Below are 21,021 nucleotides of genomic sequence, written 5' to 3' on the forward strand. Positions count from 1 at the left end.
TAGAAGATAATGTCAGACGGATATTTGGACATGGAACTGCTCCGGTTTACTACAGCCGGAAGTGTGGACGACGGGAAAAGTACCTTGATAGGAAGGTTGCTTTTTGACTCAAAATCGATTTTTGAAGACCAGCTACTTTCAGTCGAGAACTCCAGCAAGAAAAAGGGACTTGGTCACGTGGACCTTTCGCTTTTGACCGACGGCTTGAAGGATGAAAGAGAGCAGGGAATCACGATAGACGTAGCTTACAGGTACTTTGCTACTCCAAAAAGGAAATTCATTATTGCCGATACGCCCGGACACATCCAGTACACCCGTAACATGGTGACTGGCGCATCTACGGCCAACCTGGCACTTATTCTGGTAGATGCCCGAAAAGGGGTGATTGAGCAAACCTGCCGTCACAGTTTTATTGCCTCCCTCCTGCAAATCCCACACATTATAGTATGTGTGAATAAAATGGATCTGGTCGACTACTCCGAGGAAGCCTACGAGAAGGTGGTGAAGCAGTATGAAGATTTTGCGGCCAAACTCGATGTGAAAGACATCAGGTTTATTCCTATTAGTGCCCTTCACGGCGACAACGTAGTAAACAAGTCGGAGAAGACTCCCTGGTTTCACGGCGGAACGCTACTCCACGAGCTGGAAACAATCCACATCGCCAGCGACGAAAATCACATTGATTGTCGTTTCCCAGTGCAGACGGTCATACGCCCTCATTCTGATGAATATCATGACTACAGAGGCTATGCAGGCAGGGTTTCTGGCGGCATTTTCAAGCCTGGGGATGCTGTAACAGTGCTGCCCTCGGGCCTCACTTCAAAAATCAAATCTATCGACACGGCAGATGGCCCGATCGCAGAAGCGTTTCCTCCTATGTCGGTTACTTTGACGCTGGAAGATGATATTGATATCAGCCGTGGCGACATGATCGTGCGTGACAATAATCAACCCAAAGCAGTCCAGGACATAGATGTAATGCTATGCTGGATGAACAATAAAGGGCCATTGCCAAGAGCTAAGTACACATTGTTTCACACAAGCAATGAAGTGAAAGCGATCATCAAGGAAGTGCAATACAAAGTGGACATCAACACACTCCACCGTATGGAGGAGGACAAAGACATCAAGTCCAATGAAATAGCCAGGGTTCAACTCAGGACGACCAAACCGCTATTGGTAGATTCCTATAGGAGAAACAGAAATACTGGCAGTATCATTTTGGTCGACGAGGCCACCAACGAAACCGTTGCAGCGGGGATGATTATCTGATGGAGCAAACTAAAATTAAGAGCCTGATTGGTATAGCCAAAGAAGCTGCCATCGAAGGCGGAAAGGCCATTCTCAAAATTTACGACACAGAAGATTTTGGTGTGGAAACCAAGGGCGACAATTCACCGCTTACGAAGGCGGATAAGGCAGCGCATGAGGTGATCATGAAACACCTTGAAGGCACCGGCATCCCGGTGTTGAGTGAAGAAGGCAAAGGGATAGATTTCAGCGAAAGATCGGGCTGGGGTTATTTCTGGCTGGTTGATCCTCTCGACGGCACAAAGGAGTTTATCAAGAGAAACGGCGAATTTACAGTCAACATTGCCTTGGTTAACAAAACGGAGCTAGTGGCCGGCATAGTGTACGCACCGGTGCAGGAAAAGCTGCATTGGGGAATCATTGGCCAGGGAGCTTTTCTGGAAGAAAAAGGTCAGACGACTCGGCTTGATGGTGGAAAATCGTCTGGGTACTCAGGCTCTGTACGAGTAGTGGCCAGCCGGTCTCACATGAGCGAAGAGACGCATGAGTTTATCAGTCAATACGATAAGCCTGAAATAGTATCAATGGGCAGTTCGCTGAAGTTTATGGTGCTGGCGGAAGGTGGTGCCGATGTTTATCCCCGTTTCGGGCCTACCATGGAATGGGACACAGCAGCAGCGCAGGCAGTACTGGAAGCAGCAGGTGGCTCGGTGATAGACAACAAAACAAACGAGTCCCTTAGGTACAACAAAGAGGTATTGCTCAATAACTTTTTCATAGCAAAGGCCAAAAAAGAGGACTAACAGGTTCTCTTTTTTATTTTCATAGCACACCAACTATCCTCCCGCCTTCGTTGTCAGGGCTGTATTCCTATTTAGTAAGCTAATTAATTATCCTATCTTGCGCATTATTTCTCGAAACCAGACTAAGCAAAAAGGTATCATGACCTTTTCGAACGCAAAATACCGTCTCTTCACCGTTTTGTTTCTGGCCATTTTCATTGGCCTCTCTACAAAAGCAAGTAGTCAGGCCATCCCTGATCTTTCAACTATCAATGTTGACAACCTCTCTGACGCTCAAATAGTCGAGCTTATGAGCAAGGGCACGTCTATGGGGTACTCGCCAGACCAGATGCTACAGTTGGCACAGAGCCAGGGACTTTCTGCTGCTGAGGTGAACAAACTCTCAGGCAGGGTCAATAAAATTAGTTCGGCTCGGGTGAGCGATGGAAAATCGTATCCAAGTAGCCAGATAAGAGGGCAGCATGATTGGGATAAGATTATGGGGCCTAAGAAGCCGGGAGAAAAGGAGGAAGAGGCCCCACTTGAGGAACGTATTTTCGGCTATTCACTTTTTAACAACGAAAGCCTCAAGCTGACCTTTGAACCAAGCCTCAATATGCCTACGCCACAAAATTATGTGCTAGGCCCTGGCGACGTACTCTTCATAGATGTTTACGGTGCTTCAGAGCAATACTTCGAAGCAAGGGTTAATGCAGAAGGCAAGCTCGTCATTGCCAACTTTGGGCCGATTTCGGTAAGTGGTCAGACGATAGATCAGGCTAAAAAGCAAATTACCGATAAACTTGCCGTAGCCTATACTGGCCTCAAGGGGACAACACCCAATACTTTTATCAATGTTTCTTTAGGTCTGGTGCGCACTATTAAGGTGAATATGGTAGGTGAGCTGAGACTACCGGGCACTTACACGCTGAGCTCACTTTCCACAGTTTTCAACGCCTTATATGCTGCGGGTGGAATTACAACTAATGGAACTTTCAGGAATATAAAGGTCTTCCGCAAAAACAAGCTTATTGCCACCGTAGACGCCTACGATTTCCTGATAGGAGGAAACGCTGAGAATAATATAATGCTGCAGGAGGAAGATGTGATCATTGTTGATCCGTATACCTCCAGAGTGGAAGTTAAAGGGGAGGTAAAACGACCTGGCATATTTGAGTTAAGCGGCGATGAGTCGTTTAAAGACGTGCTACACTACGCTGGAGGCTTCACCGATCAAAGCTACAAGGATCGGGTAAATGTGACCAGAAACAATGACACCGAAAAAATGGTGGCAGATGTTTTCAAAGACCAGTTTGAAATATTCACTCCGAAAAGTGGGGACGTGTACAGGGTTGGAAAAATCCTTGACCGCTATGCTAACAGGGTGCAGATAAAGGGTGCTGTTTTCCGAGCCGGCTCTTATTCTCTTTCCGACGGGCTCACCTTGACTGAGCTTATCAAAAGGGCCGACGGGCCCACCGGAGATGCATATGGCTCCAGGGCTACGATTACCAGAACACTGGATGACTTGTCGACAGAAACGATATCGTTCGATCTGGCGAAAGTTTTGTCAGGAGAAAATGAAGACATAGTCATCCAAAGGGAAGATGTTGTTACTGTTTTTTCGAAATATGACCTCAAGGAAGAATACTATGTTACGATTACTGGAGAAGTAAATCAGGCGGGAGAGTTCTCCTATTCGGAAAAAATGACGGTGGAAGATCTTATCGCTCAGGCTAATGGGCTGAGAGAGGCTGCTGCGGAATCGAACATTGAGATTACCAGAAGAGTAAAAGACCTCAACTCTAAAGACATCTCTGATATAATAGTGATTCAGGTCGACAAAAGCCTTGGAATGACGTCCACGGGCACAGTGCTGGAGCCATTTGACCATGTAGTTGTCAGAAGAAACCCCAACTATCGTATTGAAAGGTTTATCCAAATTGACGGTGAAGTGCTGTATCCGGGCAAGTATGCCATTAGGAATGTGAATGAGAAGATTTCTGACGTTGTCAAGCGAGCTGGTGGACTTTCAGAATTTGCCTATCCCAAAGGAGCAACACTTATTCGCCGGACAGAGTTTTTCAACGAAGAGCCTGAGCTTTCACGAAAGATGAAAAGCTTAGAGGGCGTGCAGGAGAATATCGAAGGCAGCCAGAAAGACCGTACAGAGTCTGAGAACCTTTTGTCCAACAAAATTGATGAAGAGCTCTACGAGAAGGCAGCCGATCTTTCCTCTAATGAGGATCTTTCCAGTTTTGCTAAACGGGAAAGGCTCGCCGAAATGGGACTTACTAATCCTTTTTTGGCTGGCGGAGGGCTGAAGGAAACCGAAATTATAGGAATCAATCTGGAGGAGATTATGTCGAACCCGGGATCAAAGTATGATTTGATTTTGGAAGAAGGTGATGTGATCAGTATTCCGAAGCAACTACAGACAGTAAGGTTGAGGGGGAGGGTACTTTACCCCACCACAGTACGATATGAGAATGGCAAGTCCGTTAAATACTTTATTGACCGGGCTGGTGGGTTCGACAGCCGGGCGAGAAAAGGCCGCACTTATGTGGTGTATGCTAACGGGGAGGTGGCTAGAACCAAAGGATTTTTGTTTATGAGAAACTACCCAAATGTTGAGCCTGGGGCTGAGATAATAATACCAGTTAAGCCGCTGAAGATACCGCTGAAACCTGGAGATCTTATTGGCGTTGCCACCGGGTTGGCAACTATTGCCTTGGTGGTTAGTCAAATTACTTTCAAGTAGAACCTCATGGCAAAGGAGAAATATTTTCAGGAAGATAGCATTTCACTTAGAGAGCTTTTGTTGCGAATAGCAGCTCTGGTGAACTATGTGTTACATAAATGGAAAATCATCGCCTTGGTCGTTGTGGTTGGGGGTGTCTTAGGCTATCTGTATACGATGCGTAAGCCGACTTATACGGCGCAGACAACCTTCGCACTTGAGGAGTCTAGCAGTTTGAGTCAAATCTCCGGACTTGCTTCTTCACTTGGCCTGAGCCTTGGATCTCTCGGAGGAGATGAGGAAGGTCTATTTAAGGGAGAGAATATTTTGGAGCTCTATAGGTCGAAGAGAATGCTAGTAGAGACGCTGCTGACTGAGGTAAAACACAATGGAAGCAAAGAAAGACTCATTAATACATTTGGAAGGGAGTCGAAATGGGACAAGTCCTGGCAATCAAAGAGCTATCTTAAGGGATTGTCCTTTGATGTGGATCGTTCGCAGTTCACAGCCAGTCATGACAGTATTTTGATTGAAGTAGTTGAGCAACTTAAGAAAAGCTACATAACAGTCGACAAACCGTCAAGGAGACTCAACATTATTAGTGTGCAGGTAAATTCTAAGGATCCGTTTTTTTCAGCGGCCTTTGACACGACTTTGGTGAAAAAAGTGAGTGACTTCTACCTCTATAGTAAAACAAGAAAGACAACCGAGACAGTGGCTACTCTACAGCATCAAGCAGACAGTGTAAAGAAAGTGCTTGACAGTTCCGTTCTTGATATTGCAACAAACCTAGAGAGAACGTTGAATTACAATGTGTTGAACCGAAAGCAAAATGTACCTATTCAGCAAAAGCAGATGGATTTACAATCGTCCTTCGCTGCATATTCAGAAATTGTGAAGAATCTCGAACTGGCGAAGCTAAACCACTTGGATCGGCAACCACTGATTCAAATAATTGACAGACCTATGAGGCATCTTGAAAACAACAAATGGCGCTGGTATAAAGGCCTAGTTGTAGGCATGTTCGTCTCTGGATTACTTTCGACAGGGTTTTTTGTTGTGAAGTTTTTCTTTGCACATGCGTTGCAAGCAAGGTAGAACTCTCAATGAGAATTTCGGCCAGGGATGAAAGACAGATCGACCACGCTTTTTAAGACAAGAGTCAGTAAACAATGATCTTATTTCTGTTGTTTTTCTTGGCCGCACTTTTGGCTATTGGCTATTCATCTTATAAAATCCTTTTTAAGGGTGGGAGTGAGTATGTGATCGTTTTTATGTGTCTATACCTGCCGGCATATATTACCATTCTAAGTTTAGTGTACAAGCAAACCGGATCAACGGCAGCCGTTGTTTTTTTCCAATATGCAAAAGAGCTCATTGTCCTGTTTGCATTTCTCACCTTCATTTTTTTTAAGAGAGACTTTTTTTCCTGGAGTTATAAGCTTCTAAGTATTGACATAGTATTTATGTCCTTCCTTCTACTTGCTTTTACATATGTAATATTGCCCCTCGGAGGGGCTGGGATTACAGAAAAGCTGGCCTATTTTAAAAACATTCTTATGCTTGGGATCATGTACTTCTTTGGGAGAAACTTCTCGAAAAGTGGTCGTGATACCACAATCGTTACTAACGTCATACTTTTCGTAGCGGTTATAGCATTCTTTTTTGTTGCCGCGGAAGCCGCAATGGGAACGCACTTTCATAGTTTTACCGGATATGCTCAGTATAACAAAGCCTTAAATGAAATAGAACCAACTGGCGAATATATGCTTTCATGGACTTTTGAAACTGCGGCCGGCCATAAACGGTATTCTTCCTTTTTTTCTACTCCATTAGAGCTCGCAAGTGCTGTAGTACTTGCCTTCCCTCTTTCGCTCATTTTGCTGTTAAATGCGACAGAAAATCTGTCAAGAGGGAAATATGCCGCATTAATAGTTTTGCTCCTGATTACACTTGTGCTAACATTTTCCCGGGCCTCTATGGCATCGCTCTTTGTTGAGCTTGTATTCGTCACGATCATATTTAGGTATTACAGAATGATTTTTGTTGGGGTCGGATTGTTGGCACTCGCTGGCTTATATTTCTATTTTTGGGCTCCAAAGGATACAGTCGATCTCATTTACGATACAGTTACTTTTCAAGAGCCGTCCACCCTGGGTCATGCCATAGAATGGTTTGAGGGAATTGATAGTATGATTGCATCACCTCAGGGCATAGGGCTGGCGATGAGTGGGAATGCCCGAGGTGTAGTAGAGGGTCTTCGTGTTGGCGGCGAAAACCAATTCATCATATTTGGCGTTCAGCTGGGAGTTTTAGGGCTTTTTCTTTATTGCCTTTTACTATTTCTGTCGGTCTGGTATTCATTTAAGGCTTATAGGCTAGCGAATTCTAAAGAGCATCAAGTAATACCGTTTACAGCTGCTACGGTGAAAGTGGGTATGTTTTTGCCACTTTTTACCTCCAATGCCGAGATATATCTTTATGTCGCCTTTGTTTCGTGGTGGATGGTGGGATATAGTGTTTCAGTTTATCAGATCAACAGAAGGCCCTTACTTCGACCCAAGTTAAACACCATATGAAACAAGCTTCCTGTCCTTTGTGTTCAACCAAGCCAGATGCATTGGGATTGGAGAACGGAATCAAAATTTCAGAAGAGTTCACAATAGTGACTTGCGGAATGTGCGGTCACCATTACACTTATTTTGTTGTGAATGTTTCTGAAGAAGAAATCTATCGGGATGAGCGCTATAGAGTCATTGACAATCGAAATTCTATTTTTGACAAAATGCTTTCTTTTGAGTACAATCGAGTGGTTGGCAAGATTCAGAAGAGGTATGGTTCGGAACCCGCAGTACTTGATTTTGGAAGTGGGAAGGGTAAATTCCTCTCCTTGTGTAAGGAGGCTGGTTTCAGGACAAACGGAGTGGAAACGTCGGAACCAAGAGCTGACTTTGCCAGGAAATTTTATCAGTTAGAAATAGATTCCAGCTATTATTCCAAAGGCAAACTTTTGGGCGCTCCTTTTGATGTGATAAGTTTATTCCACGTTTTAGAGCATTTAAACAAACCCCACGACCTATTTACGAATCTTATAAGCGATAATTTGATTCGAGGAGGACTGGTAGTTGTGGAAGTTCCCAATATAGATAGCTGGCAATCAAAGTGGGCTGGCAAGAATTGGCTGCAATTGGACGTTCCTCGTCATATAAATCATTTTAGCCAAGACTCTATTATCTCTCTAATTGAGTCTTGTGGCCTTCGCCCAGTCGAAATTAGCTACTTCTCTTCGCACGTGGGCCTACTGGGAATGTTGCGTACGTGCCTCGGCTTGGTGGGCTACAAAGGAGACCTTATTCACAGTCTAAAAAACAAGAAAAATATTCCTCTTTATCTGTTAGTAGGACTGTTACTACCGGTGTCGACAGTTTTGGAAGTGGTGGCAAGCTTGTTTCAACGAGGCGGAATCATAAGGATTTATGCTGCCAACAACTCACATGCGGAAGGAAATAATGGTTGATTTATATGCTCTGAATAGCTCTTATTACGGCCTGTGGGCCTAGTTCAAACATGCATCTTGCATAGCCATTAACTTGACTATCACACTTTGCATGGGTGAGTTGATCGCACTTGCATTCACCACTATCCACTACTATCGAAAATTTGGAATAAGGCCGGTATTCACAAGAGCGTGTTGGTCCAAAAATGGCTATGATCGGAGTGTCAAAACAAGACGCTATGTGCAGAACACCGGTGTCAACTCCAACCACAAGTGTAGAAATTAACGTCATACAAGCTAGCTCATTAAGACTTGTTTTGCCTGCCAAAGAGTACACTTTTGAAGGAAAAGCACTCGCAAGTGATGCAGAATTTTCCTGGTCTTCCCTTGTTCCAACTATAACTACTTTGTAATCCAGGGTTAAAAGGTGCTTAATAACGGCTTCAAAATAAGGAAGGGGCCAGGACTTGATATCCTTTGAAGAGAAAGGAGCAATCATAGCAAGTTTTTTTAGCGAGCTTGTACCCAGAAGCTCCTCAAAATGTTTTGTTGCCAGAAGCTTCGCTTCGTCTGAAAGAAATATCTCAGGGTGACTCACTATAGGAATCTCCCCGAAACAGGCCAATACATCTAAAGTCCTCTCCAGTTCGTGTTTTGAGGCATCATATTCCGATGCGTAGTCCAGCATGAATTTGTTTCCTGACCTTGAGTTACCAACCAGCACCTTTGCGCCTGTAAAGAAGCCGAATAGTAACGCAAACCTCATGTCTCCTCGAAAATCTACCATCAAATCGAATTTCTTTCTTCTTAGGCGAAAAACGAGGTGGAATAACTCTTTGAATAAGGAAAAGCTAAATCGGTTATTTGCTCTCAAATGCCCCCAAGGCCAATTAAAAGTATCGATTTCGTCAATCCTTGGGTCTTTACTAAAAAGCACCTTGGCGGAAGGGTTAGTCAATAGTGTGATTTTGGCGTTGGGAAACCGGTGCCTTATAAATGAAAAGGAGGGGCTCGTCATAACTACATCACCTATGTAGTCTAGCCTTACCAATAGAATTTTCTTTGCTGGCAAGGACTTAAACTTCACACTTTTGCCAAACACATTCTTAGGCAGAAAAAGTAGCCATAGAACAGCATTAACCGCATATAGCAGTAGCCTTTTCTTTTTGTTATGTATCAGCGCTGACATCTGTTTTATTCAAAAAGGATGTGATTTTTGCTAGCACTTTTGAGCCGAATCTTTCCCACGTAAACTCCTTCACTCTTTCAGTACCGGCGGTAGTTAGCACTTGGCGAAGTGCCTCATCGAAAAGTAGCCTTTCAAGTTTGCTGCTGATATCGTCTATTTCGTAAGGATCTATCAACAAGGCAGCGTCTCCCGCTATTTCTGGCATTGAACACAGATTGGAGGTTAATACAGGTACGTTGCTTGCAAACGCTTCAATTATGGGGAGTCCGAACCCTTCGTGCAAAGATGGAAACGCCACAACCTTAGCGTTTTGGTAAATTATTGGCAGCTCAGCGTCGGTCACATACCCGCAAAGTATTACGTCGTTCGTTAGATTTAGGCTCTTAATCAGCGATCGTATTTGCCGAGTGCTATCGGAGTGCTTCCCGGAAGCAGATTGCCCTACTATCGCCAACTTTAATTTTTGAAGTGATTCGGTGTGTCTGATTTTCAATATGCTAAAAGCTTCAAGAAGCCTTCCGATATTTTTTCTTGCTTCAAACGTGCCAACGAAAAGAATATATTGGTCTGCCACAAGTCCACCGGGAAGCTTTGAATTGAACTTAGGTGTACTTTTAAAAAATAATTGGTCCACTCCGTTATATACTACATGAACTTTCCTTTCGTCCAAACTCATTAAATCAACGATTTGCCTTTTAGCAAATTGTGAAACGGTGAATATCAAGTCAGCTCTTCTGATGGCAACTTCTATAAATGGAATATAGTAGAAATAGAACCACAAAGTGCTGGTAAACTCTCGCTGAGCCCGCATGTGAGCATCGTGGGCGATTACGGCCCTTGGACAGGTTGTGAAAAGTGGGGTATTAAATTCAGGAGAAAGCAAGAAATCAACCCTATGTTTAGCGCACAGAAACGGCAGTTGAATATGCACCCAAAAAAATCGAAGTGCGTGGCCTCGGAGTTTGACGAGTAGACCGGAGCCTTTTTTTACCGTGTATCCTGGCTGAAACTCGAGCAGCTCTGTATTGGGCGCTGCTTTTAGTTGCTCAAGCAAATTTTCGGTCACTCTCCTGGTGCCTGCCTTTTCAGTAAGAAGATGGTGAGTATCAATTGCCAGTTTCATCCGCATTGCATTTTTTCATATTATCATTCAAAAGAAGATGGTCGATTGAAGAGATCATAAACCTGTCTCATCTCAGGCTCCTCACTTCCTCGTTTCCTGAAGAGAAGATCGAGATAAGCCTTGGAAGGAAGCATGACCTGAAGCGGCTTGTTGGTGAATTCCTCCAGTATTGTTTTTACTCTACTCATTTGTCACGCTGTTTTGAGCGTTGGCTTGCGAAATGCTAGTAAGGTAGGAACGAAGCAGTGACTTAATATCGTTACCCATCCTGCCTTTTAAGAACTGAACCAGTATTTGAAAGAAAATAAGCGTCTTTACAACTGGCAAATAAGCTGCTGGGTACCACTTCTTATAATAATAAAGTTTACTTCTTAAAAGCACTTCATGCTTAAACCTGTTGAAGGTATTAGATTGACTATTCCCTACTGCCCCACCTTCAAAATGAATAATTTTGGCTTCTGGGAGTATGTAAGAGGTTAACCCCAGTTTGCTGAGGCGAAGAAAAACATCAGTTTCTTCATAGTACAGGAAGTAGTTTTCGTCGAAGCCACCCACCTTCCAAAAGAGTTCATTTCTTATAAAAACATCTGCGCCTACAATATATGGAACCTGTAATTTTCCACTCCCATGCACTTTAGCACCAATCGCTATTTTTCTTTCATAGTATCCATTCAGAAGAAAGCTAAGTCCAAGCCCTATATTACAAACTTCAAGCAGTATGCCGGGGAAGTTACCATAAGAATGATTTGGCTGAAGGTTTTTTGTTAGTAGGCCTCCTCCGCACGCAGCTACGGTGGGCCCAGAATCCCTCATAAAGCTGACGAAAATTTCGAGAACATCGTTCAAAATCAACGTGTCTGGGTTGATAAAGAAAAGATATTTTCCCGAAGCATGTTTTGCCCCTAGATTGTTAGCTTTGCCGAATCCGAGATTTACCTCAGAAAATATAAGTCTGATATTTTGAGTCTTTTTTTTTTGAGACGCTGACCTTAAAATCGATTTTTCTTTTTCGTTGGAGGCATTGTCAATGATTATAATTTCGAAAGAAGACGAGACGCTTTTTTCAATCAGCGAGGATGCCGATTCCAGCAAAAGGGCTGAGGTGTTGTGATTAACGTAAATAGCTGAAACTATCGGATTCATGAAAGATTGTTACAATGCAATAATGCGCAAAAGTGAGATTCTTTTTGATAAAAAATAAAACTTGATTTTTCGAATGAGGGTTGCAATCATTGGTTCAAGGGGTTATCCATACGTTTATAGTGGTTATGAAACCCTTGTAAAAGAACTTTCTGAAAGGTTGGTCGACAGGGGCATCGAGGTTACTGTCTATTGTCACAAAAATCTTTTCAAAGATAAGCCTAAAAGGCTAAAAGGCATCGATTTGGTTTACCTGCCTTCATTGGAGACAAAAGTGCTTAGTCAGCTAACCCATTCCTTTCTTTCGGTTGTACATGCATGCTTTAGTAACGTAGACGTGATATTTGTTGTTAACTCTGCAAATGGGCCATTTGGCCTACTAACCAGGTTGTTCCAAAAGAAGACCGTTATTAATGTTGATGGGTTGGAATGGCTACGCCCGAAATGGAAGGGATTAGGTGCCCGCTACTTTTATTTTGCATCCTGGCTTTCCACAAAGCTATATGATCAGTTGGTCAATGATTCTGATGAAATGAGGAGGGTATATCTAAATCTGTTTAAAAGAGAATCAGTTGTTATTGCGTACGGAGCGAATGTTAGAGAATCTATTGATCCCTCTAAAATATCGAAGTGGGGCCTTACTAAAGGAGAATATTTTCTAATTGTAGGCCGCCTTATACCTGACAACAACGCTGACCTCTTGGTAGAGGGTTTTCTACGCTCGAACTCTGAAAGAAAACTTGTCATTGTTGGTGACGTGCCCTACAAAGACAACTATGCCAAAAACATTAAATCAATGGCTGAAAGTGATGACAGGTTACTATTTACAGGATATGTGACAGATCCAGAGGAATTGGCCGAGCTTTATCACAATGCCTTCGTGTACTTGCATGGTCACGAATTTGGAGGAACCAACCCCACTTTACTTAAAGCAATGGCCTATGGATGTTGTATATTGGCTTTGAATACGCCATTTAGTCGAGAAGTACTTGGTGTAGACAAGTATGGGCTTTTTTTCGAAAAAAACGCTAACTCAGTGGTGGAAAAAATAGAAGTGTTGGATATGGATGAAAAGCTGGCGAATGAGTTTAGGGTCGTTGTCCGGCAAGGGCTGACAGCTAAGTACAACTGGGACAATGTGAGCAACCAGTACATTGAAACTTTTAATAAAGTCGCAAAGAAGCTGCGGAATTAGTTATCGGGACTATGTCACTATCAATTAAATACTCTTGGTGGATGGGTTTTGCGATCTTTTTTGTTTCGTGTGAACCCACGGTGAAAAATGACGCTATTGTATTTTTCAACGATTTTGAGAGTACCAATATGGATAATATTGTCGGAGGTAAGCTTATGAATTATAATGGAAATCAGGTAATTGGAAATTACTTTGACGATGGATTTTCTATGGCAATGGACGATCTCCCTGAACATAATTATATAACTATTTCCTTTGACTTGTTTATTCATGATTCGTGGGATGGCAATTTATCGTATCCGGCTGGGCCAGATTGGTGGCTGATGCTGGTTGACGGGCAGTCAATCATCGAAACCACTTTTTCCAATGGGATATGTAATGCTTTATGGTGCATACAACAATCTTATCCTCAAAACGGATGGAGGATGAATGACCCGAAGACCGGAGCTTTTAAGACTGACCTCCCGTTGCTGTGTTACTATTCTGAGCTCAGTAATGGAACTAGTATTTACCAAATCAGTAAAACGGTTGGTCATTCAGGAGATAAGCTGGAAATCAGATTTTTTGATAGGCTCACCCAACCTATTCCAAATGACATATGTGACGAAAGCTGGTCTCTTGATAATTTGACTTTGAAAACGCTTACTTTAAATTAGACCATATTGAAATGATTTACTATTCTTCTTTCTACTGGGAAATATTTGGTGTGAAAGCTGGAGGCTTAGTGTGTTTGTTTTGACATACAAGTAGTTAAAAGAGAGTAAGCACTCGTACTGTTACGAATACATCAAGATGAGTCTTGCTACTATTGAATGAAGATGAATAGATATTTTAATTGTTATGCCAGCTCATATAGTAGCATCATGCCCAAAGTACATTTAATGTGAGAAAGTATCTTTTCTGGCTTCTGAGTTTATGTTTGTTCAATCAAGTTTTTGGGCAGTCGATTCCTGTTGTGGGTTATGGTGCTGTCGAGGACTATTTGAGACGGGGCCAGTTATTGGAAAACATTTCGGATAAATATTCTTTTTCCAGGCGATCACTGTCTTTTGTAAATGACGATTCGTCTTACATTAACGATGTCCGGTATCTGTGGGAAGGGAATTCGGTTTTTGATCAAGAGAAATTTAAAGTAGCTGTCCTTCCTCTGCAAAATCGCTTTCAGAGCAACACAAAAACTCCTTATGGTGGCAATGATGGAGCTATTATACCAGCTGTCGGCGCTCAAAATCTTCTAAGCTTCGGGTTGCATATTAAGTATGGACGATTGACTACTCAATTACGGCCGGAATACATTTTCGCACGGGACCTCGACTACGATGGGTTTCCTTCGGTGCACTACGACATCATTTGGATGTGGAGGTATATTTGGTGGAACAGAATAGACCAACCTGAAAAACTGACAAACGGAAAATACAACAAAATTCTTCCGGGTCAGTCCCTCGTGAAATACAGCTTTGGCCACTTTTCCGTGGGAATATCAACCCAAAACCTATGGTGGGGGCCTGGTCATCGAAACGCAATAATATTGAGCAACAATGCGCAGGGATTCCCCCATTTATTTTTGGAAACAAACGCACCGGTGGTTACTGCAATCGGCAGTTTCGAAGGGCAATTTATTGCAGGGAAAATAGAAAACTCCGGAAAACCCCTGCCACAGCAAGCCAGAACATATTATGGAGCAACTCTTTTTTCTCCTAAAAGAAATAAATGGAGATATATTTCGGGGATCAACCTTTCGTGGCAGCCAAAATGGGTCAAAGGGCTTTTCCTCGGCTACAATAAAACAAAGCAGCTCTATCATGACGATTTAGCGCACTTTCAAGATTTTATTCCAGTCTTTAACAGGAAAGAAAACCCCTTTGAGGCTCCAATAATTGGGCAATCAAACAGTAGTCAGCAATCTTCTGTTTTTTTGAGGTGGGTCTTTCAACCAGAATCAGCAGAGATCTACGCTGAATACGGCAACCATGGGAAACCTAGAAAATTCAGGAGATGGCTTGAGGAGCCCGAAAAAAACAGAGGCTATACTCTGGGTCTCACTAAGTTGTTCCCCTTAAGGAACAAACAGTACTTGCAGTTCCAAATAGAGGTCACTCAGTTACAACAATCACAAAGGGAAGGAATTTTTGATGCGGATAGTTGGTATTCCGACGACTATATTCGTCAAGGGTTTACTAACAAGGGCCAGCTTCTCGGCGCAGGAATTGGGCCAGGGGGCAACTCGCAGTATTTGGATTTCAGTTGGATAAGGGGGATTAATAGAATAGGTATCCAGTTAGAAAGAATCACACATGACAATGACTGGATGCTATATGCTTTTTCCCGAACAGGCGATTATAGAAGACATTGGATCGATTTTACAGCAGGGCTACATATCGATTGGAAAATTTCTAACATATTGTTATCCGCAAAAGCTGTCTATGTCAGGTCAATTAACTATCAGTGGGAACTGGTGTTTGACCCTGATTTGCCTTGGTTCCGCAATGGACGTGATGTGACAAATTTTCACCCTGCCATTTCCTGCACAGTCCCGCTGCAGTGGGATAAGGGCTACTTCTCCTTTCTCCATCGTCCACGCAGGGCCAAATGAAATGAGACTTTCTTTTTCAAAAAGGATCGGTTCCTCAATTGTGAAAGGCGGAGTAACATAGTGCGATGTTTTTCTGACAGCTCTGGCTTGAACTTCTCTAAAAAAAGCGAAGCTATTGCAGTCTCACTCTTTAGGTAGTCTTGATCCCCCGTGACTAGAAATTTTAGGTTTTGGAGTCGCCGCTTGAAAGCAGTTTTTTTTTGATGAGACGCTGAAAAGGCCGCATTACTTTCATGTTTTCTATACTTTACAAGCGGCAGGTCAATTTTGGATGCTGTGCCGAAACTATATCCAATTAAAGCCATCCAATGGTCGTGCATTGGTGCGGAGGAGGGCATTTCGAGAAATAGCTTTCGCATTGGCGGATTTATCAACATGCTACAGCCGGTAACAAAATTTCCGTATAACAGTGTTTCGAAACAGTGAACATAGGTGTCCTGTCCAAGCTCATTCCAAAACGATTCTCTAATCACTTTACCTTTTTTGTCAATTACAGCCAAGTCTGAATACACCAAGGCTGGAGTGGTTCCATCGTCTATTTCGTTCATGCGATGTAACAACATCTCCAGCTTGTGCGGCATCCAAATGTCATCCTGATCCGAAAATGCAATGTAGTTTTGAACTTCAGTTAGGGAAACGGCCCTTTTGAAATTTTCAATAATGCCGAGCCGCAATTCGTTGGGAATGTAGCGCAGGTAGCCTGACGATTCGTAACTCTTAAGAATTTCCGCAGAGTTGTCCTGGGATAAGTCATCACAGACTACAATTTCTGAGGGGGGTAGGCTTTGGTTGACTATCGAGTTAATCTGTTCGGCCAGAAATGCACCGCCGTTAAATGTCGCCATAGCCACAGAAACTTTTCTTTCTTTCATAACCCTTCGAGGCATCAGAGGTTAAGCTTTTTCATTACGGCCTGCCATAAATCCATCATGAGCACGTTCTTTAGCACGAGCATTTGCAAAGTCATGTAGACAAGTACACAGGACCCTATTGACAATGTTAGTGTAAGTGCCGCACTTAAAGATAACAGCCGTAGCCCAAATATAATGGGGACAAACAGTGAAGCACAGAGAATCGACTTAAGGGAGGGCATCCAGTTAAATGAAAGGCGAAAGTTCCTTTGAATAAAATAAAGGTAGGAACAGGTGACAACCACTTCGGTTAGAACATTGGCAATTGAAGCGCCGACTTCCAGAAAGGCTGGGATCAAAACAAAATTAAGGGCAAGGCAAAGGCCCAAACCAAGTGCTACGGAGTAAAACACTTCTTTGTGAAAGCCAGCAGGAACCAAAATAACAAAGGCAAATAGATGCCCGAGACCAACAAGAAGAGGTAATATTGAAAGTATTTGCATGCTTGGCACTGCAGGTAAAAATCCCTCACCTGAAAACACTTCAATAAATTCGGGGGCCAGCAGCAGAAGTCCCACGCTAATTGGTATAGCCAGAAGTAAGACAAAACCAAAAGCTTTGTTGACCATTACCTTCATGTCTTCCTGCTCATTTCTTGCAAGTGCCCGTGCAACCTGGGGCACTAATATGGCACCCAATGAAATCACGATCGGAATAGTGATCCTTGTCAGCTTGACAGCAGCTGTGTATAGACCAACAGACTCGTCGCTTGTTAGGAAGCCAAGGATGACCGTGTCAAGCACAGTATACATGCTTGCGGCTACGGTAGTGCTAAAGATAAACAGAAGAGGTTTGAGATGTCTTTTTAGATTTAAACCTGAAAATGACAAAGAGACTTTTCCTCTCAGCAAGACCACATTCAGGAAGTGACTTCCCTGTATTGTGAATAGAACAATAAGTAAATAGGCCAGGTAATCGTCACCTTCCTTTATGAAAGTGAAAGTAAGTACAAGTGCTATCGATTTTATGACGACGGATCTGACAGCAATGGTCTTGAAATCTTCGAGGCCTGAGTAGAACCATTCGATTGAAGTAAAACTCAGAACCACTATTAGACCTGCAAATAGAAACAGTTGAAACTGGTTGCCAAAAAAAGGAACCGAAAAAATTAGGGCAAAATAGGCTAATGAAAGCAACAAACTGGTAATTATGTATATGCTTGTCAACTCAGAAAAGACCTTTGAAAGTTTAAAAAAATCGCCTTTTGCCGCTGCAATTACCTGAATACCATATACGGGGATGCCCAGCGCTGCTATAAGAGTAAAGTACTGAGAGAAGGAAGTGACAAACTGCACCTTTCCAATGCCAGAGGGCCCCAATATCCTTGACACGTACGGAAAGGTTATGATAGGAAAAAGGATATTCGAAAATGAAAAAATAAGATTATAAAAATAGTTTCTTTTCATAGCTAGAGGAGGCGACTCCCAACCCGACATTAGATGAAAATCTTTCAAGGAAACTGAATAGGTCTGTTCTCTCAGACTACCATTGGATCATCTATTTTCAATTTAAGTCACATAAATACAAAAAGCTTTAGATATTTACCCTCACAAATTATTTCCTTGCGGGATAAACTTTATAAAGCAACTTAATGAGGTCAGTTATTGACGTCGAAAAAGCTATAGAAGAGGTGCATTCTCAACTTGCTGAAGAAAAAGAAAGCGACCTGGAATATTTCAATTACCACAAACGCAGGTATCGGAGAATGGCGTCTTCGGTAGTAAAGGTAATGCCGCCAGGCAGCAAAATTTTGGAAATAGGCAGCCACTATTTACATTCTTCCATGATTCTTACCAAACTGGGCTACCAGATAGACGCCATGGATGTAAGTCCTTTTTGGGATCTTGAATTTGTCAGGAAGAGAGAAAAAGGCTTTGGGATAGTAGGGATAGTTGAAAACGATCTCGAACAGTTGACGTCCATGGAAGGCGTTGATTCCAGGTACGACTTGATTCTTTTTACCGAGATTATGGAGCACATAACATTCAACCCCATTTCATTTTGGAAGAGTGTTCATAAGATAATAAGGCCTGGAGGGATCATTTATATATCGACACCTAATTCTTTGACTTTGATGAGCATCGTCAGAAGCATAAAAAACTTATTGACTATGACGGGGATTGGTGTTGGCGTTGGGGAGATATTTGAGAGGGTTACGTATGGCCACCATTGGAAAGAGTATTCTGCAAAAGAGATAAGAAAATACTTCCACCTTTTGTCGGATGACTTTCACGTGAATATTAAGAGGTATCACTATAAGCAGTATTCATGGGAAACCCCTGTTGAAGGCATTTATAAGATCCTCTCATCAATTGGAAATACAAGTTATATTTTCTCTGAAGAGCTTGAAGTGTTAGTTACAGTGGCTAAGGAGGGTTCCTGGAAGCTGGAACCACCAAAATACTGAAAGTTCTGTTATAGTTTGATGAAACCCATCTGCCATTGTTGCTTTCAAATTTGCCCGCCGGAAAGGTAGATGACAATATCGTCTAAGCTTTTCTGTGGGATTTATATCTTGGCAACGCTAATTTGAAACAAGGTCGGTGCACATGAGTATCTTGAGGTGTTTTGCTTCAATACTACTTAGCAGGAAAGACAGGCAAAGTTTGAGGTTTTGGTGGCATTGCTTTTCAACACGCTAACGAGAAATAGGCTAATGAAAAAGGGAATAAAAGTTTTTGGCTTCATAGTAACGTTGGCTATTTCCTTTGTAGTCAATGCTCAAGATATGCCTACTGGCTTTAAATCCTTTGAGGAGCGAATACGGCGTCTACAGCTATTGGGAGATACTTTGATTAGGCCATCCTTTAATATTCGGCCATTTAGCAGTAAGGTTTATTTAGCAGATTCAGCGACAAAGCTCTATGCATTTAGTGGTATTGTTTTCAGTGGGAAGAAGTCTAAGGCTCGCATAGAGTTACTCCCTTTTGAATTAACTACTCAATTGAACACTACTAATCCATATGGGTGGAACGATGGTTTGATGATCCCTTCCAGGGGCTTCCAGTCTTACATCTCAGGAGGATTTTATCTTAAAGCGGGGCCCTTTCAAGTGCAGCTACGTCCTGAAGCAGTTTGGTCGGCAAACCAAGCGTATCAAGGTTTTACCAACCCCTATGTGCTGCCTTTTTACTATCGGTACACCTATAATTATATAGATTCGCCTGAGAGATTTGGTGACGACGCTTACTATAGGCTTCACCCTGGACAAAGCTTTGCTGGTCTCAACCTGGGGCCAGTTTTTATTGGAGCTTCTTCTCAGAACATCTGGTGGGGCCCGGGAAAAAGAAACGCTTTGATTTTTAGCAACAATGCTCCTGGCTTTTATCACTTGGGGTTAAAAACCACCAAACCAATCGAGACATTGATAGGAACCTTTGAATTTCAGACACTGGTGGGAAAGCTCGAAGGTTCTGGCTACCTGCCAACGCAGATTATCAATCCACTTTATTTGAATCCCATAGACGATTGGAGATATTTGTCTGGATTCACCGTTAATTATTCTCCATCGTGGTTCTCAGGCTTTCATTTTGGAGCCTCCAGAGTTTTTCAACAATATTTTGGCGACACCAAAAAGAACAAAGACTATTTTCCGGGCGTACTAAATATTTTTAAAGCCAACGATCCAGTTTCTGATGATTTGTTTAACAGGGATCAAATGATTTCAGTGTATTTTAGATGGGTTTGGAAAAAGGTGCAAGCTGAGTTGTATGCAGAATACGGACGCAATGACGCATCCTGGAACCTGAGAGATTTCATTATGACTCCTGAGCACTCAAGGGCATACATACTTGGTTTTTCTAAGCTTTTTGCATTGTCTGGGAAGGATCGTTACCTTCAACTGAATGCAGAGCTTACACAGCTGCAGCAGTCCAGCAATTATATCAATAGAGATGCCAAGAGTTGGTACCTCCATTCGCAAGTCACCAACGGCTTTACGCATCTTGGGCAAGTGATTGGAGCTGGAATTGGCCCTGGGAGTAACCTACAGTCGTTAGAGGCAAGTTGGGTAAGTGGATTAAATAAGATTGGAATGCGAATGGAAAGGCTTACTCATAATAACGATTTTTATAATGTGGCTTTTAGTTACAACCCTCTTCATTCTCCATGGGTGGACACCTCGGCAGCCCTGCTCTTTGACAGAAACTTCAACAGGTTCTTCATAAGCGCCAACCTCTCCTTTGTCAATTCGAACAATTATCAATGGGGCTTTAGGCCTGGCGAAGAGAATGCAGTACTTCCGAGGGGCGAGAGAAAGTTAAATACCTTTGGAAATGTCAAAGCTGTTTACCGCTTTGGCAGGTAGATTTACAATAAGTTGCGATGTGCGTTGATTGCAACGACTTTAGTGCAGCCCTATTGCAATTGAAGAAAAGAGTGAACTTGAGAAGAACTTAGACAACCCGTTCTGGCCCAATGGACTAAGCTTGTGTCAGCAGATTAGGCCCTACTTTGACCAGCAAATAAGGTAAAAGCGATAATGCCTCAGAAATATGGGAATTCTGCGCACTCTTGCTATAATTATTTATATTTGCGACCGTTTACAACCAGGCATTGGTAATAAACCCTGCTAGGCAGAAATATAAAAGACAGTGTTTCTC

At 42.7% G+C, this 21,021-nt stretch carries 17 protein-coding genes; 11 read left to right on the plus strand and 6 right to left on the minus strand.

The genetic code is table 11. The features are described from left to right. The first annotated feature begins 9 nt into the window (after positions 1-9). From cysN to RIF36_RS27375, 6 genes are all read left to right on the plus strand, one after another. On the plus strand, positions 10-1,272 hold the full coding sequence (gene cysN / locus RIF36_RS27350) for a sulfate adenylyltransferase subunit CysN (protein ID WP_350072702.1): 1,263 nt from the start codon (positions 10-12) through the stop codon (positions 1,270-1,272). Then, on the plus strand, positions 1,272-2,054 hold the full coding sequence (cysQ, locus tag RIF36_RS27355; RefSeq protein WP_350122028.1) for a 3'(2'),5'-bisphosphate nucleotidase CysQ: 783 nt from the start codon (positions 1,272-1,274) through the stop codon (positions 2,052-2,054). The genes cysN and cysQ overlap by 1 nt, the downstream gene beginning before the upstream one ends. Positions 2,055-2,193: 139 nt before the next feature. Further along, a complete protein-coding gene (locus tag RIF36_RS27360; RefSeq protein WP_350122026.1) occupies positions 2,194-4,794 on the plus strand; it encodes an SLBB domain-containing protein in 2,601 nt (866 codons plus the stop codon). Between the two features lie 6 nt (positions 4,795-4,800). Next, positions 4,801-5,871, plus strand: coding sequence for an exopolysaccharide biosynthesis protein (locus RIF36_RS27365; RefSeq protein WP_350072696.1), 1,071 nt, complete (start codon positions 4,801-4,803; stop codon positions 5,869-5,871). Between the two features lie 74 nt (positions 5,872-5,945). Next, positions 5,946-7,352: an O-antigen ligase family protein gene (locus tag RIF36_RS27370; RefSeq protein WP_350072694.1), complete on the plus strand. Its 1,407-nt coding sequence runs from the start codon at positions 5,946-5,948 to the stop codon at positions 7,350-7,352. Next, the gene (locus tag RIF36_RS27375) at positions 7,349-8,290 is read left to right on the plus strand and encodes a class I SAM-dependent methyltransferase (protein ID WP_350072692.1); all 942 of its coding nucleotides are present in this window, start codon (positions 7,349-7,351) and stop codon (positions 8,288-8,290) included. Before RIF36_RS27370 ends, RIF36_RS27375 begins: the two co-directional genes overlap by 4 nt. Position 8,291: 1 nt before the next feature. Here RIF36_RS27375 and RIF36_RS27380 read toward each other — a convergent pair whose 3' ends face one another. Genes RIF36_RS27380 through RIF36_RS27395 form a run of 4 tightly spaced genes read right to left on the minus strand, consistent with a single transcriptional unit; the run spans position 8,292 to position 11,724 of the window. After that, positions 8,292-9,458 carry a glycosyltransferase family 9 protein gene (locus RIF36_RS27380; protein WP_350072691.1) on the minus strand — a complete coding sequence of 389 codons (1,167 nt, stop codon included), beginning with the start codon at positions 9,456-9,458 and terminating at the stop codon, positions 8,292-8,294. After that, entirely contained in the window at positions 9,439-10,581 is a 1,143-nt protein-coding gene (locus RIF36_RS27385) for a glycosyltransferase family 4 protein (protein WP_350072689.1), read from the minus strand. Before RIF36_RS27385 ends, RIF36_RS27380 begins: the two co-directional genes overlap by 20 nt. Before the next feature lie 23 nt (positions 10,582-10,604). Next, positions 10,605-10,769 (minus strand): hypothetical protein, encoded by a 165-nt coding sequence (locus RIF36_RS27390; protein WP_350072688.1) that lies wholly within the window; start codon positions 10,767-10,769, stop codon positions 10,605-10,607. Then, positions 10,762-11,724, minus strand: coding sequence for a glycosyltransferase family 2 protein (locus tag RIF36_RS27395; protein WP_350072686.1), 963 nt, complete (start codon positions 11,722-11,724; stop codon positions 10,762-10,764). Before RIF36_RS27395 ends, RIF36_RS27390 begins: the two co-directional genes overlap by 8 nt. Before the next feature lie 73 nt (positions 11,725-11,797). Between RIF36_RS27395 and RIF36_RS27400 the strand changes: the two genes are divergently transcribed. The 3 genes from RIF36_RS27400 (at position 11,798) to RIF36_RS27410 (ending at position 15,509) form a co-directional block, all read left to right on the plus strand. Beyond that, positions 11,798-12,916, plus strand: coding sequence for a glycosyltransferase (locus tag RIF36_RS27400; protein WP_350072684.1), 1,119 nt, complete (start codon positions 11,798-11,800; stop codon positions 12,914-12,916). Between the two features lie 11 nt (positions 12,917-12,927). Further along, a complete protein-coding gene (locus RIF36_RS27405; protein ID WP_350149712.1) occupies positions 12,928-13,572 on the plus strand; it encodes a hypothetical protein in 645 nt (214 codons plus the stop codon). Between the two features lie 299 nt (positions 13,573-13,871). Next, positions 13,872-15,509: a capsule assembly Wzi family protein gene (locus RIF36_RS27410; protein ID WP_502880869.1), complete on the plus strand. Its 1,638-nt coding sequence runs from the start codon at positions 13,872-13,874 to the stop codon at positions 15,507-15,509. Here RIF36_RS27410 and RIF36_RS27415 read toward each other — a convergent pair. Both RIF36_RS27415 and RIF36_RS27420 read right to left on the minus strand, forming a co-directional pair. After that, the gene (locus tag RIF36_RS27415; RefSeq protein ID WP_350072681.1) at positions 15,470-16,381 is read right to left on the minus strand and encodes a glycosyltransferase family 2 protein; all 912 of its coding nucleotides are present in this window, start codon (positions 16,379-16,381) and stop codon (positions 15,470-15,472) included. The two genes, RIF36_RS27410 and RIF36_RS27415, sit on opposite strands and share 40 nt — an antisense overlap. 14 nt (positions 16,382-16,395) lie before the next feature. Continuing rightward, positions 16,396-17,856, minus strand: a complete 1,461-nt coding sequence (locus tag RIF36_RS27420) for a flippase (RefSeq protein ID WP_350149718.1) — start codon at positions 17,854-17,856, stop codon at positions 16,396-16,398. Positions 17,857-18,011: 155 nt separating this feature from the next. Between RIF36_RS27420 and RIF36_RS27425 the strand changes: the two genes are divergently transcribed. Together RIF36_RS27425 and RIF36_RS27430 are read left to right on the plus strand one after the other, a co-directional pair. Beyond that, the gene (locus tag RIF36_RS27425) at positions 18,012-18,827 is read left to right on the plus strand and encodes a class I SAM-dependent methyltransferase (RefSeq protein ID WP_350122022.1); all 816 of its coding nucleotides are present in this window, start codon (positions 18,012-18,014) and stop codon (positions 18,825-18,827) included. A gap of 249 nt (positions 18,828-19,076) precedes the next feature. Beyond that, on the plus strand, positions 19,077-20,726 hold the full coding sequence (locus tag RIF36_RS27430) for a capsule assembly Wzi family protein (protein ID WP_350122020.1): 1,650 nt from the start codon (positions 19,077-19,079) through the stop codon (positions 20,724-20,726). Positions 20,727-21,021: the final 295 nt, after the last annotated feature.

The organism is Imperialibacter sp., assembly GCF_040222815.1.
GTDB lineage: Bacteria > Bacteroidota > Bacteroidia > Cytophagales > Cyclobacteriaceae > Imperialibacter.